Below are 17322 nucleotides of genomic sequence, written 5' to 3' on the forward strand. Positions count from 1 at the left end.
ACCCGAACCGAGCAGCTCCGCCAGCTGGATTCGAACCAGCACTACAGGGCTTCAAAGGCCCGCGGGCTACCAGTTACCCCATGGCGGATGGCTGCGTCAGACCTTACCCGAGGAGAAGGGAGCCGTGATCCCGGAGACGGCATCCACCATGCCCGTCCACCAGCCCTCGATGCGGCGGTACAGCTCGGCGCCCTGCAAGACCCGGATCACCAGGCAGCCCCGGTAGTTCTCGCCTACGTTCTTGCGGACGGTTTTGGGGTTGTGCTTCTTGATGGTCGTCTTCTGGAAAGTGGAGACGTCGACGCCGACCAGGTCGGCCCAGTACCGCTTGGCGCCCTCGATGTCTCCCGTGGCGTGGATCATGACGCGGTAGCCCACGCGCTCGTGCTCGACACCGAGGAGGTTCAGCCAAGCCAGGTAAAGCTGGATAACACCGGGGTCGCTGTTGACGAACATGACGTTCTCGCGGCGGGCGTACGGCTTGTCCTTCGACCCCTCTGCCCAGTACAGGGCGACTCCCGTGAGGAACAAGTCGCGCTCGGTCATCGTGCCGATCTCTGCGGCAGCCACAGTCTTGGTCGCTTGGCGTTTCTCGTCACGGATGGCGAGTTCGTGCTCCCATCGCTTTCGTCCCGCCAGCCTTGCCTGTTCGGACGGGTCCCGTCGCTCCGGCTTCGGCAGGTCCCGTACCCACAGGGAGATCGAGCTCTTCGAGCAGCCCAGTTCGACCTGGATCTGGTCGTACGTCCAGCCCTGGAGGCGTAGCTCGCGGGCGCGTGCCCGGACGTCGTCCTTCGCGTTCGGGCGCTTCGTCCAGTCGGGAGGCGGCTCGCCCTCCAAGAGGCGGTTGAGGAGGTCGTTGTTGTCGACGTGGAGCCGGTCGCGGATCTGGCGGCGGCTGAGGCCCGCGCGCCGCAGCGCCACCGCCTGTTCCCGCAGGCCCTCGAAGTCGGCGTACTTGCTGGACGGGCCGGACGGGCCGGATGGACTGGATGTGCCGGATGTGATTGCCATGGGCATACCGTCCGGGCGGAATGTGGGCGTCCGGTGTCGAACGGAGTGCGATTCAGCAGTTCGAGGGATAACGGGCTGTTTCGCTTCTGTTCGAATGTGGAGTGTGGTGGGGATGGGTCGCTGAAAGTCGCCGGAAAACGGGCGGCGGGCGCCCGTAGGGTGGAGGTATGACCACGACGGGGGAAGACCGGAGCGCTGCCGCGAGAGGGCCGTGGTGGTGGGCCAGGTGGCGCAGCGCCGTGCTCGACGCGGGGCTCGCGGTGGTGTCCGCGGTCGAGTGCGCGGTCGAGGGCGTTCCGTTCGCGCACGACGCGGGTCTGCCGGCGCCGGCGGGGGTGCTGTTCGGGCTGCTGGCCGGTTCGGTGCTGGTGGTGCGGCGGAAGTGGCCGATCGCCGTGGTGCTGGTCTCGATCGCCATCACGCCGGCCCAGATGGGCTTCCTGATGAGCGTCGTCGGGCTGTACACGCTGGCGGCGTCGGAGCTGCCGCGCCGGATCACCGGTGCGCTGGCGGGTATGTCGCTGGTCGGGACGCTGATCGTGACGTTCGTACAGGCGCGGCAGGGCGTGGTGCGCGGGGACTCGCCGCTGGAGGGCTGGTTCGTCCCGTTCCTCTCCATCACGACGGCGCTGGGGATGACGGCTCCGCCGGTGCTGCTGGGGCTGTACGTGGGGGCGCGGCGCCGGCTGATGGAGAGCCTGCGGGAGCGGGCGGATTCGCTGGAGCGGGAGTTGCAGCTGCTCGCGGAGCGCGCGGAGGAACGCGCGGAGTGGGCGCGCAACGAGGAGCGCACGCGGATCGCGCGGGAGATGCACGACGTGGTGGCGCACCGGGTGAGCCTGATGGTGGTGCACGCGGCGGCCCTTCAGGCGGTGGCGCGGAAGGACCCGGAGAAGGCGGTGCGCAACGCGGCGCTGGTCGGGGACATGGGCCGGCAGGCGCTGACGGAGCTGCGCGAGATGCTCGGGGTGCTGCGTACGGGCGAGGGCGCCGCGGTCCGGCCGGCACGGGCGCCGGCTCCGGCGGTGCCGTTGGCCGCGGTGGGTGCGGCGGCAGCGGCGGCGGCGTCGCGCGCGGTGGCCGAGCCGGGGGAGGGGCAGTCGGGGGACGGGCCGTGCCTCGCGGAGCTGGAGGAGCTGGTGGGTCAGTCCGCGGCGGCGGGGATGGTCGTGGACCTGTCGGTGGAGGGGGACGTGCGGGCGTACCCGGCGGAGGTGGAGCAGACGGCGTACCGCGTGGTGCAGGAGGCGTTGACGAACGTGCACAAGCACGCGGTGGGCGCGAAGACGCATGTGCGGCTGGCGCACCGGGACGCGGAGATCGCGATGCAGGTGGAGAACGAGCCGCCGCCGGAGCCGGGTCCCGCGTCCTCGGCGGGGCTGCCGAGCGGCGGCAACGGCCTGGTGGGCATGCGGGAGCGGGTGACGGCGCTGGGCGGCGTGTTCGTCTCGGGCCCGACGGACGCGGGCGGATTCCGGGTGTCGGCGGTACTGCCGGCGGGACGCTGACGCCCGGATGCCGACGTCGGCCCGCTGATGCTCGGATGCTGTCGGTGGCTCGCTGACGTCGGGCGCTGACGTTCGGAGTCCGGCGCCGCGTCGCCGACGTTCAGGGTCTGATGTCGCGTCGCCAGTGTTCAGGGTTCGATGTCGCGTCGCTGATGTTCAGGGTCTGATGCCCGCGCCGCTGATGCCGGTCGTCCCGGGGTGCGTTCGCCCGGAATCCGGGTTCCCGTCGGCCGGTGGTCAGCCCGTGGTCAGGCGGTTCGGTTCTATGCCCGAGAGCAGCGTGGTGAGGGCCTGGTCGATGGTCGGGCCGAGGTACCAGTCGCCGGTGTGGTCGAGGGTGTAGACGCGGCCCTCGGCGTCGATGGCGAGGACGCCGCCGGTGTCGGTCTCCTCGCCGAGGGGGCAGACCTCGGTGCTCAGGGCGCGGCCGAGGTCGCCGAGGGTGCGGGCCATGTGCAGACCGTGCAGGGGGTCGAAGTGCAGGGTGCCGGGGGCGACCTGGCGGCCGGCCTCCTTCGCGGTGAGGCGGAGTCCGCCGAACTCCGCCCATGCCTCCACGGCCGCGGGGAAGACGGTGTGCCGGTGTCCCGCGGGGGAGACGTGTCCGCGCAGGGTGTCGGCCCAGTACTCGGCCTGCTGTATGTCCCAGCGTCCCGGCTGCCATCCGGCGGCGCGCAGCGCGGCGTCGACGGGTACGGGGAAGCGGGTGGTGGAGGTGCGGTCGGTGTGCATCTGCCCTTCGTTCGTCAGGTGTCGTGGACCGGCGTCGCCGCCGTCGTGCGGGTGGTGCCAGTAGTGCGGGTGCTGTCAGTCGTGCGGGTGGTGCCAGTAGTGCGGGTGCTGTCAGTCGTGCGGGTACTGCGGGTGTCGCTCGGTGGTACGGGGTGGGGGTGGGGGATGTTCAGCCGTCCTGCGTGCCCGGGTCGACGACGCGTACGCCGAAGTGGTCGCTGAGTGCGGTGCAGGAACGGCAGGGCGCGGCGAAGCTGCCGTGCAGCGGGTCGCCGTCCTCGCGGATGCGGCGCGCGGTGAGCTTGGCGTGCTTGAGGGCCTTGCGGGCCTCGCCGTTGGTCATCGGCTTGCGGGCGGCCCGCTTGCTGCGGGCGGCGTCGGCGGAGGCGATGTGCCGTGAGATGAGGATCGCCTCGGCGCAGCGGCCGCTGAAGCGGTCGCGCTGGGTGCTGGTGAGGGTGTCCAGGAAGTCCTGGACCAGCGGGTGGAGCACGGGCGGCTGGTCGCCGCGGGCGGCGGTGCCGGTGAGTGTGGCGCCGCGTACGGAGAGTGCGGCGGCGACGGTGGGGAGTATCCCGTCGCGGCGGTGGAGGAGTTCCGGGACGTGGGGTGTCTCGGTGCTGCTCCAGCCGACTCGTGGGTCGCCGGACGTGCCCGTCTGCGTCGCGCTCATGGTGTTCATCCCCTCCGGCCCGCGGCGGCAGCCGCTGTTGTGACCGCCCCTCGGTGCGGAGACAGACTGCCAAATGCCCCACCCGGTGTGGAAGCTGGGGCCGTGCGACACGCCCGGTCTTAGCCGCTCGGTCACGGCAGGGTGACGGCAGGTCACGGAAGGGGGCGTGCGGTGCGGCCGTGGAAGCGGACGCCCGGTGACCGGTGCCGTCGTACCGCTTAGGCTGTCGGCATCCGCGATCCATACAGCCATTGAGAACGCCGCAGGGGGCAACCGCCATGACGACAGGTCGGCTCGGGCTGGGGGCACCTCCCGGCCGCCAGGCCGGGGGACAAGCCGCGCCGCCGAACGCGGCCTACGCCGGGCAGGTCGTGCATTTCCCGGACCCGGTCCGGGCCTCGCGTCACCCGAGAGGTGTACGGGTGGACGAGCGCGGCTATCCCGACTTCTCGCCGTACGCGCGGGCCGCGGCCGAGATCGCCGAGCCTCCGGAGGGCTTCGGCGTCGACGAGTTGAGGCTGACGGACTACGTGTCCGCGAACGCCGCGCTCGCGGCGACGGGGCACGAGCTGTGGGACACCATCCCGGCGGTGGCGACGCCGCACGGCTGGACGTGGCACCACGTACCGGGCAGTCGGCGCCTTGAGCTGGTGCCGGTCGAGGTGAAGGCGCTGCTGCGGCACCACGGCGGTCTGGCTACGGCGGCCGTGGACCAGGACAAGCGGGGCACGCGGCCGTTGCAGGAGACGCGGCCCGCGCACTTCGGGCTGCCGAAGTCGTCGGTGGCGGTGACGGAGCAGCAGGTGCTCGGGGTCGAGGAGGACCTGGGGTACCGGCTGCCGGGCCCGTACCGGTCGTTCCTGAAGGCGGCGGGCGGGTGCGCGCCGGTGGGTGCGGCGCTCGACGCGGAGCTCGGACTGCTGGTGGACCAGCCGCTGTTCACGGTGCGGGACGAGGCGGCGGTCAACGACCTCGTGTACATCAACAAGTGTCTGCGCGACCATCTGACCAAGGACTACCTGTGCGTCGGGTTCGTACAGGGCGGTCTGCTGGCCGTGAAGGTGAAGGGCGAGCGGATCGGATCCGTCTGGTTCTGTGCCTACGACGACGTCCGGGACGAGGACGCGTGGGCTCCGGCGGAGCGGGTGCAGCGGCTGCTGCTGCCGTGCGGTGACGACTTCGACCAGTTCCTGTCCCGGCTCGCGGGCAATCCGCCGGAGCTGGAGACGGTGGCGAATCTGATGGTGGACGGCGGCTTCGCGCGTGCCGTGCCGGTGTCTTCGGTGGGGGAGTGATCTTCCGATGGTGACCTTCGCGCAGGCGCAGGAGCGCGCGGAAGAGTGGATCAACGGCGACGTGGCCTCGTACCAGCACCGTGAGGTGCGGGTGCGGGAGTTCGATCTCGGCTTCGTGGTCTGGGCGGAGGACCGGGCCGAGGGCCCGCGCTCCGACGGCGGCGCGCAGCGGCTGGTGATCGCGCGGGACAGCGGCGAGGCGACGCTGTGGCCCGCGCTGCCGGTGGGCGAGGTGATCCGCCGGTACGAGGAGGAGTACGGGCTGCCGGACGCGCCGGCGCAGGCGGCTCCCGCGCCGCCGGCCCGGGTCGACCTGAACCAGACGTCGTTCCTGTTGAGCCCGCCCGAGTGGCTCCAGGAGGCGGCGGACAAGCTGGGCATCCCGGACCGCAGGTCGGAGACTTCGGGGGCTTCGGCGACTTCGGGGCCCTCGGGGTCTGCGGGGACGTCCGGTGCTTCGGACGGGGCGGGGGTCCGGTCGGACACGTCCGGCGGGGCTTCGGCGCCGGGTGCGGGTGCGCCTTCGGGCGTGGGTGCCGGGGCCGGTGCTCCCGCGGCTCCCGGTGGTGCCACGGCGTGGCCCGCCGCCGCGGCCTCCGACGAGGTGCGGGACGCGCCGCCGCAGGACCGGGTCCCGTCGGGTCCGCCGGCGGGGGCGACGCCGTGGGCCGGTACGGACACCAACGCCGACGCGGGCGAGGACCGGTCGGTGCCGCTGCCCGCGACGGTGTTCGCGCCGCCGCTGAGCGAGTCGGCCGACACCCCGCCGCCCGGGGCGACGCCGGAGGCCAAGACCGCCCTGATCGCGGGCGGCAGCCAGTTGCCGCGGACGACCGTGGCACCGGCGCTTGACGACACGGGTACGGCGGGCGGGTCGGGTACGCCGGGCGGTCCCGGTGCGCACGGTGGGCCTGGCGGTCCCGGTGCGCACGGTGGGCCTGGCGGTCCCGGTGCGCCTGGCGGTCCGGGTGCGCCTGGCGGTCCGGGTGTGTCCAGCGGGCCCGGTGGTCCCGGCACGTCCGGTGGGCCGGGTGCGCCTGCCGGGCCGGGCGGTTCGGGCGGTTCCGGTGGGCCCGGCAGCGCGGGTGGCCCGCACGGTACGCCGCCGCCGGGTGCTCCGCCGTACGGCTATCCGCAGGGTGCGGGTGGCCCGCAGGGTACGCCGCCGCCTGGTGCTCCGCCGTACGGCTATCCGCAGGGTTCGGGTGGCCCGCAGGATACGGGTGGCCCGCAGGGTGCGGGCGGTCCGCACGGCACGCCGCCGCCGGGTGCTCCGCCCTACGGCTATCCGCACGGTCCGGGCGGCGCCCCGGGTACTCCGCCGCCGGCCGGTCCGCAGGACACGCCGCCGCCCGGTGGACCGCTCGGTCCTGGCGGTACCGGGGCGTCCACGGGGCGTCCGCTGCCGCCGCACGCGGGTGACATTGCGGACGCCGCGACCAGCAAGGCGCAGCCGCCGCGCGCCGCGCGGGGCGGTGGCGCGGGCACACCGCCGCCGCCGAGCGCCCCCGGGGTGCCGGGTGCGCGGCCGGGCGCGACTCCGCCGCCGTCGGCGCCGGGTGCCCCGGGCGGACCGGCGGGCGGTTACGTGCCGACCCAGCTCGTCTCCCAGCTCGGCCCGGAGGGCCCCGGCGCTCCCGGCGCCCCGGGTACGCCCGGGGTTCCCGGAGCACCGATCCCGCCGGGCGCGCCCGGCGCCCCGACCCCGCCCGGCCCGCCCGGCCCGCCCGGTGCGCCTGGTGCTCCGGGTGGTCCGAACGCGCCGCAGCCGCCGGGTGGTACGCCCGCCGGTGGTGTGCACCACGCCGCGACGATGCTGGCCGGTCCGGCGGTCGGCGGCCCCGGCGCCCCGCCGCCCCCGGGCCCGCCCGGCGCTCCCGGCGCTCCGGGTGCCCCTGGCGCGCCTGGTGCCCCGACCCCGCCCGGCCCGCCCGGCGTTCCGGGTGCGCCCGGTGCGCCTGGCGTTCCGGGTGGTCCGAACGCGCCGCAGCCGCCGGGTGGTACGCCCGCCGGTGGTGTGCACCACGCCGCCACGATGCTGGCCGGTCCGGCCGTCGGCGGCCCCGGCGCGCCCCCGCCGCCGCAGGCCCCCGGCATCCCGCCGGGTGCCCCGCAGCCGATGCCGGGTCAGCCGATGCCGGGTCAGTCCATGCCCGGGCAGCCGATGCCGGGGCAGCAGCCGGCGTACGGCTATCCGCAGGACGGGCGGCCCATGGTGGGTCCCGGCTACCAGGCGGTGCTGCGCTACCGGGCGCACGACGGTTCGGAGCAGCAGCTCATCCGGCGTTCCGCGCCCGGCACCCCGCACCCGGAGTGGCAGATCCTGCACGAGCTGCGCGCGATGAACGTGCCGCCGCAGCAGGTGCTGGAGCTGCACACGGAGCTTGAGTCCTGCGAGCTGCCGGGCGCGTACTGCGCGCGGATGATCCGGGAGACGTGGCCGCAGGCGCGGATCACGTCCATCGCCCCGTACGGCACGGATCACGCGAGCCGTCAGGACGGGATGCATCAACTCATCGCTCATCAGGGTGAGTTGCATCAGGTGGCGGACGGTCCGGCGCGCTCCGCGCCGGTGCGGGCGCCGCTGCCGCAGGTGCATCCGGCGCCGCCGATCCCGCCGGAGGGCATCGGGCAGGAGCTGGCGGCCGCGTTCGGCCCCGGTGTCTTCCGCTTCGACCAGGCGGCGGTCTCCCGGCAGGGCGTGCCGCCGATCGTGGCGCACACGCTGGTCGTGGCGGGGCTGCCGGTCGACATGGGCCCGTTCTTCTGGGCGCAGGCGCAGCCGGGCCGTCCGGTGCCGACGCTCGCCGAGCTGGCGCAGGAACGGGGCGTGCAGCCGGGCCCGGACGCGGGGTCGTACCTGGTCATGGGCAGTGACTTCGGCAAGGCGATCTGTGTCCAGTACGGCACGGCGAACATCGTGGCCGTGCCGGTGGAGGCGGGACCCGGCGGTGCGCCGGTGCCGCCGCAGTTCGTGAACACGGGGCTGCCCGAGTTCGCGCGCTGCCTGGCGCTGCTGGGCCGGATGTGGCGGCTGCGCTACGGGCTCAACCAGGAGCAGGCGGGCCGCTGGACGCTCGACTTCCAGGCCCAGCTCGCCTCGCTCGACCCGGCGGCCCTGGGCTCGCCGGAGAGCTGGTGGTCGGTCCTGCTGGAGCAGATGTGGGACGGGCTGCTGTGACGCGCCGCTGAGCGCGGGCGCGTTCGGCGGGACGGAGACAGGAGAGGGGATCGGGCGGTACGCCCGATCCCCTCTCCTGTTTTCCTATGGATCGCCCTCTATGCCTGAGTGTCGCGGAGTGTCGCGTTATGAACACTTACGTCCGATCCGCCAAGATGTGCGCCACATCTGTGTCCGGCGGAGAGGGGTTCCAGGATGAGCAGCGCGGCACCGCCGCCGCACGGCTTCGCGACCGTGCGGCGTGGCTACTGTCCCGAACAGGTGGACGCGTACGCGGCGGCACTCTCGGACGACCGTGACGCGGCGTGGGAACGCGCCGCCCGGCTGACCGTGCTGGCCCGGGAGATGGAGGCCGAGGCCGAGCGGATGGGCGAGGTCGTCGCCGGGCTCGCCCCGCAGGAGTACGAGACCCTCGGCGACAGTGCCGTACGGCTCTTCGCGACGGTCCGGGAGGAGGCGGAGACGGTGCGCGAGGACGCCCGCGCGGAGGCCCGGCGGGTCACGGAGGAGGCCGAGGAGGCGGGGCGCCGGCTCACGGCGGAGGCGCAGGCGTACGCCGACGGGCTGCGCGAGGAGACCGACGAGCACGTCGCCGGGCGGCTGCTCGCGGCCCGTACCGAGGCGGACGGGGTACGCGTCTCGGCGCGCCGCGCGGTGAAGGAGGGCCGGGGTACGGCGCTGGCCGGGCTGCGGGAGACCCGGCAGCGCACGGAGGCGCTGATCACCGAGCAGGAGGAGGCGCAGGCGGAGCGCCTGGCGGCGGCCGATCGGGCGGCCGGGGAGCGGGCCGGGGAACTCGACGCGCACCACGAGGAGCTGGCGGCGCGTGCCGAGGCCGGTGCCGCCGAGGCGGCGCGGGCGGTGGCCGAGGCGGCGGAGGCGGCCGCGCGGACGGAGCAGGACGCCGAGGAACAGGCCGCGGCGCTGATCGCCGAGGCGCGCGCCCGCGAGGACCGCATCGCCCGCGAGACGGAACGCGTCCTGCGCGAACACGGCGAGGAATGGGACCACGTGAGCGCCCAGATGGACTCCGTGCGCAACAGCCTCACCGCGCTGACGGGCCGCGCCCCGGCGGAGTGACCTGCGAAGTGGCATACGGTCCGGGCGGTACGCCGCCCAGGTCACCGGTCCGGGTCACGTCCCGGGTCACCGGCGCGGCGTCGTCGCTCGGCGTGGAGTTCGGCCTGCCGGCGGATCCGGTCCGCCAGCGGGTCGACGCGGCGGCGCGCCGTGTACTCGTACAGCCAGATGGCCAGGCAGGTGACGGGGATCTGGAGCAGGCCGAGGAGGAGTCCGGCGGGGAGGCCGCCGGGGACCCTGCGCGTCATCACCGACGGTGCGAACGCCGACAGCAGCAGGAAGGCGGTGAAGTAGCCGAGCGCGGTGAACGCGGCGACGCGCCGCTGCCGCCGGTAGGCGCCGCGCAGGACGCGCAGGTCGCTGTGGCGGCCGAGGGGGCGGCGGTGCGGCAGCCGGGGTCCGGGCGGTTCGGGCGGTGGCGGCTGCCAGGGGTAGGTGGCGTGTGCGGGGCTCGTGTCGTGGTGGTGCGGGCGGGGCGGGCGGTGGTCCGGGGACGAGAAGGCATCGGGCATCCCGTCTCTCCTCGCGTGGCTGGGGCCCGTTGCCGGGACCGCAGGGAGCCTGGGGGTGGGCGAGGCACGTTACCCGCAGGTACAGGGCCGTGGGGCGGTTTCGCCGAAGTGCGCGGCCGGTCTGCTCCCACTGCCGCGACCTGTGCGTTACCCGCGATAACACCTACTGCTTGTGGGGCTCCTGGGCCAGGACGGGGAAGCGGCGCGGCGCCACGAACAGCAGGACCAGGAAGGCGAGTCCGGCCGCGCCCGCCGCGCCCAGGTAGACCGCGTCGACCGCGGCCGCGACGGCGCCGCGCACCCGCCCGCCGGAGTCGCCGGTGTCCAGGGCGCGGGTGACGGAGTCCAGGTCGCCCGCGCCGCCGAGCCGCGCGGCGAGCACCCCGTTGGCGACCGCCCCGAACAGGGCCGCGCCGACGGTCTGCCCGGTCTGGCGGCAGAACAGTACGGACGCCGTCGTCGTACCGCGCTCCGCCCAGCCGACGGTCGACTGCACGCCGATCAGCAGCGGCAGTTGGAACAGCCCGAGCGCGCCGCCGAGCAGCAGCATCAGCAGCGCGGGCTGCCAGGCCTCGCCCGGATACGGCAGGAACGGGAAGGCGAGCAGGAGCAGGGTCGCCGTGCCGATGCCGAGCATCGCGGTGTTGCGGAAGCCGATCCGCCGGTACACGTGCTGGCTGAGCGCCGCCGACACCGGCCAGCTCAGCGTCCAGACCGACAGGACGAATCCGGCGGCGACCGGCGCGAGCCCCAGGACCGCCTGCGCGTACGTCGGCAGGAAGACGGTCGGGGCGACCATCAGCAGGCCGAGGGCGCCGAGTGCCAGATTGACGGCGACGATGGTGCGCCGCCGCCACACCCAGCCGGGGATGATCGGCTCCGCGGCCCGCCGTTCGACGGCCACGACGACCGCCGCCAGGGCGAGTCCGCCGCCGAACAGGGCGAGCGAGGGCGGCGACAGCCACGCCCAGGCCACCCCGCCCTGCACCAGCGCGGTCAGCAGGACGCCGCCGCAGGCGAAGACGGCGAGCGCGCCCGCCCAGTCGATCCGCGGGCGGCGGCCGGTGCGGACGGTGCGCTGCGGCTCGTGCAGATGGCGCACGACCAGCCACAGGGCGAGCGCGCCGATCGGCAGATTGATCAGGAAGATCCAGCGCCAGTCGGCGTACGCGGCGAGGACGCCGCCGAGTCCGGGCCCGGCGATCGCCGAGACCGCCCACACCGTGGACAGCCTGGCCTGGATCCGCGGCCGTTCCTCCAGCGGGTACAGGTCGGCGGCGAGCGTCTGCACCGTGCCCTGGAGCGCGCCGCCGCCCAGCCCCTGGACGACCCGGAAGGCGATGAGCGCCGCCATGTTCCAGGCGGCGGCGCACAGCAGGGAACCGGCGAGGAAGACGACGCACCCCGCGACCAGGACCGGCTTGCGGCCGAAGGTGTCGGAGAGCTTGCCGTACACGGGCAGGGTGACGGTCACGGCCAGCAGATAGCCGGAGAACAGCCACGAGAACACCGAGAAGCCGCCGAGATCGCCGACGATCTGCGGTACGGCGGTGGAGACGATGGTGGAGTCGAGCGCGGCCAGCGCCATGGCCAGCATCAGGGCGGCGACGACGGCGCCCCGCCGGGTGCCCGCGGCCGCACCGCCCGCTGTGCCGGCCCGCGCGGCGGGTGTGTCCGTGTCCCCCTGGCTCACCGGAGTCCTTTCCCCCTGCACCGTGCACTCAACTGCCGCCGACATGCTCTCACTTGACCCTCCCGCCGCGGCAGGGTGGACGCTGTGTGCACCCAAGGGCTGACACGACCCTGATAAATGCTCCACCGGGGGGTGGAGAGCCCCTAGGGGTATCTCCGTACTACAGGTCGGGGAGGGTTCGTCCCGCCGGAGGACGAGGAGGACGGGCCGTCGTCCTTAACCTGGCTTTACGCCGTCGGGGGGTGGCTCGGCCCAGCGGGAGGGGTGGGGTTTTCCCCCGCTGAAGACTGCGCTGCGCACCAGCGCGCCGGACCCCCTCCCGTCGCCAGACTGATCCCACCGCACCAACGCACCTTCGCGAACCGCGGACCGCGGACCACCTCGTGACCGACATAGGAGATATACCGTGACATCGGCTGTGAGCATTCCCAGGCACGGGGGCACTGAGAGGCGTACGGCCGTTGCCGCGCGGGCGCGGCAGGTCGTGAAGGCGTACGGGTCCGGCGAGACCCGGGTCGTCGCCCTCGATCACATCGACGTGGACATCGCACGCGGGGAATTCACCGCGATCATGGGCCCCTCGGGGTCCGGCAAGTCCACCCTGATGCACTGCCTCGCCGGACTCGACACCGTCACCTCCGGGCAGATCCACCTCGCCGACACCGAGATCACCGGCCTGAAGGACAAGAAGCTCACGCGGCTCCGCCGGGACCGCGTCGGCTTCATCTTCCAGGCGTTCAACCTGCTGCCCACGCTGAGCGCGCTGGAGAACATCACGCTGCCGATGGACATCGCGGGCCGCAAGCCGGACAAGGGCTGGCTGGACCAGGTCGTGGAGACCGTCGGCCTCGCGGGCCGGCTCAAGCACCGCCCCTCGCAGCTCTCCGGCGGCCAGCAGCAGCGGGTGGCCGTGGCCCGCGCCCTCGCCGCCCGCCCCGACATCATCTTCGGTGACGAGCCGACCGGGAACCTCGACTCCCGGGCGGGCGCCGAGGTGCTGGGCTTCCTGCGCCGCTCGGTGGACGAGCTCGGCCAGACCATCGTGATGGTCACCCACGACCCGGTGGCCGCCTCGTACGCGGACCGGGTGCTGTACCTCGCGGACGGGCGCATCGTCGACGAGATGTACCGGCCGACCGCCGAGGCCGTCCTGGACCGCATGAAGGACTTCGACGCCCGGGGGCGTACGTCATGACCGTCTGGAAGACCTCGATGCGCAACTTCTTCGCGCACAAGGGACGCATGGCCCTGTCGGCCGTCGCGGTGCTGCTGTCGGTGGCCTTCGTCTGCGGCACGCTCGTCTTCACCGACACGATGGACACGACGTTCGACAAGCTCTTCGCCGCCTCCTCCGCCGACGTGACCGTCTCGCCGAAGGAGGCGACGAAGGCCGACGAGACCCCGCAGAACGGCAGGCCCGAGTCGCTGCCGGCCTCCGTCCTGGAGCGGACCCGCGCGGCGGAGGGCGTCAAGGACGCCGAGGGCGCCGTCAGTTCGCTGGACGTCACCGTCGTGAACAGCGACAACGAGAACATGGGCTCCACCACCGGCGCCCCCACGATCGCGGGCAACTGGACGAAGAACGACCTGCGTTCGATGGAGATCACCAAGGGGCGGGGACCGCGCGGCCCGACCGAGGTGATGGTCGACGCCGACACCGCCGGCAAGCACCACCTCAAGATCGGTGACGAGCTGCGCACCATAGCCGTCACCGGCGACTTCAAGGCGCGCATCGTCGGCATCGCCTCCTTCACCGTCACCAACCCCGGTGCCGCCGTCGTCTACTTCGACACCGCCACCGCGCAGCGTGAACTGCTGGGCGCCACCGGCCGGTTCACCCAGATCAACGTCACCGCCGACCAGGGTGTCAGCGACGTCCGGCTGAAGCGGACCGTCGCCTCCGCCCTCGACGGCACCGTCACGGTCCGCACGCAGCAGGAGACCACCGACGAGAACCGCTCCCAGGTCGGCGACTTCATGGACGTCATCAAGTACGCCATGCTCGGCTTCGCCGGGATCGCCTTCCTGGTCGGCATCTTCCTGATCGTCAACACCTTCTCGATGCTGGTCGCCCAGCGCACCCGCGAGATCGGCCTGATGCGGGCGATCGGCTCCTCCCGCAAGCAGGTCAACCGCTCCGTACTGGTCGAGGCGCTGCTGCTCGGCGTTGTGGGCTCGCTGCTCGGCGTCGCCGCGGGCGTCGGCATCGCCGTCGGCCTGATGAAGCTCATGTCGGCCGTGGGCATGAACCTGTCCACCGACGACCTGACGGTGAAGACGTCGACCCCGGTGGTCGGCATCGTCCTGGGCATCGTCGTCACCGTCTTCGCCGCCTACCTGCCCGCCCGCCGCGCCGGGAAGGTCTCCCCGATGGCTGCGCTGCGTGACGCCGGTACGCCGGCCGACGGCCGCGCGTCCCTCGTCCGGAGTCTGATCGGCCTGGTCCTCACCGGCGCCGGCGGCCTCGCCCTCTACTCGGCGGCCACCGCCGACAAGGCGAGCGACGGCTCCCTGGTGCTCGGCGCGGGCGTGGTGCTCAGCCTCATCGGCTTCGTCGTCATCGGCCCCGTCCTCTCGGGCGCCGTGGTCCGGGTGATCAGCGCCGTACTGCTGCGGGTCTTCGGACCCGTGGGCCGGATGGCCGAGCGCAACGCGCTGCGCAACCCGCGCCGCACCGGCGCCACCGGCGCGGCTTTGATGATCGGCCTCGCCCTGGTCGCCTGCCTCTCCGTGGTCGGCTCCTCCATGGTGGCCTCCGCGACCGAGGAACTGGACAAGTCGGTCGGCGCGGACTTCATCGTCCAGGGCAACCAGCGGATCGTGCCCCAGGCCGCGAAGGCCATGGAGTCCGTCCCCGGCCTCGAGCACGTCACCCACTACAAGTCGGTCGCGGCGAAGCTGACCTCGCCTGACGGGAAGACCGAGGCCAGCGAGGTGACGGCGGCCGACCCGTCGTACGCGGACGACCTGCGCCGCGAGACCACGGCCGGCGAACTGTCCGCGGCCTACGGCAAGGACGCCATGTCCGTCGGCTCCGACTACGCCAAGAAGCACGGCATCCGGCTCGGCTCCACGATGACCGTCGCCTTCGAGGGCGGCAGGACGGCCGAGCTGAAGGTCGCCGCGATCACCGACGACGACACCTCCATCGACCAGGGTGCCCGCTACACCAGCACCGCGACCATGCAGAAGTACGTACCGGCCGACCGGATCCCGCCGGACGAGATCATGTTCGCCAAGGCCGCGGACGGCGAGCAGGAGCAGGCGTACGCGGCGCTGAAGAAGGCCATGAAGCCGTACCCGCAGTATCAGGTGCGCGACCAGACGGACTTCAAGCAGGAGCTCAAGGACCAGATCGGGCAGCTCCTGAACATGGTCTACGGTCTGCTGGCCCTCGCGATCATCGTCGCCGTCCTGGGCGTCGTGAACACGCTCGCCCTCTCCGTCGTCGAACGGACCAGGGAGATCGGCCTGCTGCGGGCCATCGGACTGTCGCGCCGGCAGCTGCGCCGCATGATCCGCCTGGAGTCGGTCGTCATCGCCCTCTTCGGCGCCCTCCTCGGGCTCGGCCTGGGCATGGGCTGGGGCGCCACCGCGCAGCGGCTGCTCGCCCTGGAGGGTCTGAACGTCCTGGACATCCCGTGGCCGACGATCATCGGTGTCTTCATCGGCTCGGCCTTCGTGGGCCTGTTCGCCGCCCTGATCCCGGCGTTCCGGGCGGGGCGGATGAACGTACTGAACGCGATCGCCACGGACTGACAGCCGCGGCGATCGTTCTCGGGGGACGGCTCCCGGCGCACGCACCGTGCGCCGGGAGCCGCGTTTTCGGCCGAAAGTTCTGGCCTGGAGTCGCGTTTCGGGCCGGGAGCCGCGTTATTGGCTCTTGTGGGGCATGGGCCATTAATGGACATATTTCGTTGTGTGGGGAAGACCGGGACCCGGAAGCCGTGCGGAGGCCGTAACGTCTGACGGCGAGGGGGCGAGCGCCCGAGGCGCTCAAAGTCCGTTGTTCTCAGGGGGGTTGAGGGGGAGTGCGGTCGTCTTCGGTCAGGGTCTCCACCAGTGCCGCCGGCCCGGTCGGCGCGCAGCCGCGGGCCGACGCCCGGTCCAGAGCACGGGCGTCGGCCGCTGTGAGACCGCGGCGGCCCTGAGCCGAGCCGGCTCCGTCCGCACCTGTACGTCCCGTACCGCACGCGAGTCCGCGTGCCCGCCCGCTGGACCGGCCACGGGCGATGCCCTGTGACGTTTCCGCATGTGTGTGCCGCTGAGCACCCATGTCCGACCAGGAGACGAGTTCACCATGGCAAGGATCTTCATCGTCGGTTCCGGCGTCGTGGGCGCCGCCACCGGAAAGGGACTCCTGCGTGCTGAGCACGAGGTGACCTTCATCGACACGGCACCACGACGCCTGGACCACCTGCGGTCCCAGGATCTCGACGCGCGCGACGTGCTCGACCTGCGGGCCGAGCGCAGCGCGTTCGTCTTCCTCACCCTGCCCACACCCAGTACGGGCCGGGGGTACGACCTGTCCGCCTTCGAGGACGGCACCGCCGCCGTCGGCCGGGCGCTGGCCGGGGCCACGGAGCCGCATGTCGTCGTGGTCCGCTCGACCGTGCCGCCCGGCACCGCGGAGGGTGTGGCGCAGCCGCTGCTGGAGAAACACTCCGGTCGGGTCCACGGCGAGGACTTCACGCTCGCCAGCAACCCGGAGTTCCTGCGGGCGGCCTCCGCCGTCGAGGACTTCCGCCATCCGTGGATGACGGTGATCGCCTCGCGCAGCGCGCGTACGCGGGAGCGGCTTGCCGCGCTCCTCGCGCCGTTCGGCGGCGAGACCCGCTTCTTCGCCAACCCGGCCCAGGCCGAGTTCGTCAAGTGCGCGCACAATCTCTTCAACGCCACGAAGATCTCCTTCTGGAACGAGATGTGGCTGGTCAGCCGGTCCCTCGGACTCGACCTCGACCCGGTGGCACAGACGGTGGCGCGCTCCGCCGAGGCGTCGTACAACCCCGACTACGGCATCCGCGGCGGCAGCCCGTACGGCGGCGTCTGCCTCCCCAAGGACACCCGCGGCTTCCTCGGCCTGGCCGAAACCATCGGCGTGGACATGCCCCTCCTGGAAGCGGTCGTGAAGGTCAACGATGTGCTGGCGGAGGAGTCGGGAACGGGGGCGCCGTCCGGCGACGGTGACCGGATTCCGTCCGGGGCGGGTGGTGGTCCGCAGGGCGGGGCGGAGAACGGCGGCCAGACCGGGGCGGGGAGCGATGTGCTGACTGTCGGGGCGGCGTAGGCCCGGGGGGCCGGGGGACGGGGGCCGGTGGTGACCGGGTGGTTGGACTTGGCGGCTGGTCCGGCTGGTCCGGCTGGTCCGGCTGGTCCGGCTCGTTCGGCTGGGCGGTCGGTTCGGCTGGTCCGGTTGGGGCGGTCGGTTCGTCTCGGCCGGGGGCCGTTTCGGGCGGCCGGTTCGCCTTGGGCGGGCGCATCGTCTTGGGGGCCGTCCGGCTTGGGCGGGGCCGTCTCGGCGGCCGAGGTCGTGTGTGGCCGGGCCGTTCCAGGGCGGCGTCGTCTTGGGCGACCGGTTCGGCCTGGGCAGGGGCAACGGCTTGGGGGGCGTCCGGCTTGGGCGGTCGAGGTCGT

At 73.1% G+C, this 17322-nt stretch carries 12 protein-coding genes and 1 tRNA gene; 7 read left to right on the forward strand and 6 right to left on the reverse strand.

Features of this window, described 5'->3' with window-relative positions; all coding sequences use genetic code 11:
• Positions 1-15: 15 nt before the first annotated feature.
• Both ACFV6E_RS24390 and ACFV6E_RS24395 read right to left on the reverse strand, forming a co-directional pair.
• Positions 16-88 (reverse strand) — tRNA-Gln (locus ACFV6E_RS24390).
• An 8-nt stretch (positions 89-96) separates the two neighbouring features.
• Positions 97-1014, reverse strand: coding sequence for a helix-turn-helix domain-containing protein (locus tag ACFV6E_RS24395; protein ID WP_385164487.1), 918 nt, complete (start codon positions 1012-1014; stop codon positions 97-99).
• 167 nt (positions 1015-1181) lie between these two features.
• Between ACFV6E_RS24395 and ACFV6E_RS24400 the strand changes: the two genes are divergently transcribed.
• Positions 1182-2522, forward strand: a complete 1341-nt coding sequence (locus ACFV6E_RS24400; protein WP_385164484.1) for a sensor histidine kinase — start codon at positions 1182-1184, stop codon at positions 2520-2522.
• A 237-nt stretch (positions 2523-2759) separates the two neighbouring features.
• Here ACFV6E_RS24400 and ACFV6E_RS24405 read toward each other — a convergent pair whose 3' ends face one another.
• Complete coding sequence (locus ACFV6E_RS24405) at positions 2760-3254, reverse strand: SUKH-3 domain-containing protein (protein WP_385164482.1); 495 nt, start codon at positions 3252-3254, stop codon at positions 2760-2762.
• A 169-nt stretch (positions 3255-3423) separates the two neighbouring features.
• A complete protein-coding gene (locus tag ACFV6E_RS24410; protein WP_385464533.1) occupies positions 3424-3936 on the reverse strand; it encodes a YwqJ-related putative deaminase in 513 nt (170 codons plus the stop codon).
• 269 nt (positions 3937-4205) lie between these two features.
• On the opposite strand from ACFV6E_RS24410, the gene ACFV6E_RS24415 reads away from it, so the two are divergent.
• From ACFV6E_RS24415 to ACFV6E_RS24425, 3 genes are all read left to right on the forward strand, one after another.
• A complete protein-coding gene (locus ACFV6E_RS24415) occupies positions 4206-5222 on the forward strand; it encodes an SMI1/KNR4 family protein (protein WP_385464536.1) in 1017 nt (338 codons plus the stop codon).
• Between the two features lie 7 nt (positions 5223-5229).
• Complete coding sequence (locus ACFV6E_RS24420) at positions 5230-8403, forward strand: SUKH-4 family immunity protein (RefSeq protein ID WP_385464539.1); 3174 nt, start codon at positions 5230-5232, stop codon at positions 8401-8403.
• A 195-nt stretch (positions 8404-8598) separates the two neighbouring features.
• Positions 8599-9483, forward strand: a complete 885-nt coding sequence (locus tag ACFV6E_RS24425; RefSeq protein WP_385464542.1) for a DivIVA domain-containing protein — start codon at positions 8599-8601, stop codon at positions 9481-9483.
• Positions 9484-9524: 41 nt separating this feature from the next.
• Here the strand turns inward: ACFV6E_RS24425 and ACFV6E_RS24430 are convergent, their stop codons facing one another.
• Both ACFV6E_RS24430 and ACFV6E_RS24435 read right to left on the reverse strand, forming a co-directional pair.
• Entirely contained in the window at positions 9525-9995 is a 471-nt protein-coding gene (locus ACFV6E_RS24430) for a DUF485 domain-containing protein (protein WP_385464544.1), read from the reverse strand.
• A 163-nt stretch (positions 9996-10158) separates the two neighbouring features.
• The gene (locus ACFV6E_RS24435; RefSeq protein ID WP_385169250.1) at positions 10159-11733 is read right to left on the reverse strand and encodes an MFS transporter; all 1575 of its coding nucleotides are present in this window, start codon (positions 11731-11733) and stop codon (positions 10159-10161) included.
• A 361-nt stretch (positions 11734-12094) separates the two neighbouring features.
• Between ACFV6E_RS24435 and ACFV6E_RS24440 the strand changes: the two genes are divergently transcribed.
• The 3 genes from ACFV6E_RS24440 to ACFV6E_RS24450 all read left to right on the forward strand — a co-directional run bounded on the left by ACFV6E_RS24440 (position 12095) and on the right by ACFV6E_RS24450 (position 16975).
• Positions 12095-12883, forward strand: coding sequence for an ABC transporter ATP-binding protein (locus tag ACFV6E_RS24440; RefSeq protein ID WP_385464547.1), 789 nt, complete (start codon positions 12095-12097; stop codon positions 12881-12883).
• Entirely contained in the window at positions 12880-15447 is a 2568-nt protein-coding gene (locus ACFV6E_RS24445; protein WP_385464550.1) for an ABC transporter permease, read from the forward strand. Before ACFV6E_RS24440 ends, ACFV6E_RS24445 begins: the two co-directional genes overlap by 4 nt.
• 541 nt (positions 15448-15988) lie before the next feature.
• Complete coding sequence (locus tag ACFV6E_RS24450; RefSeq protein ID WP_385464553.1) at positions 15989-16975, forward strand: 2-dehydropantoate 2-reductase N-terminal domain-containing protein; 987 nt, start codon at positions 15989-15991, stop codon at positions 16973-16975.
• Positions 16976-17322: the final 347 nt, after the last annotated feature.

The organism is Streptomyces sp. NPDC059785 (assembly GCF_042732375.1).
In the GTDB taxonomy this organism is placed as follows: Bacteria; Actinomycetota; Actinomycetes; order Streptomycetales; family Streptomycetaceae; genus Streptomyces.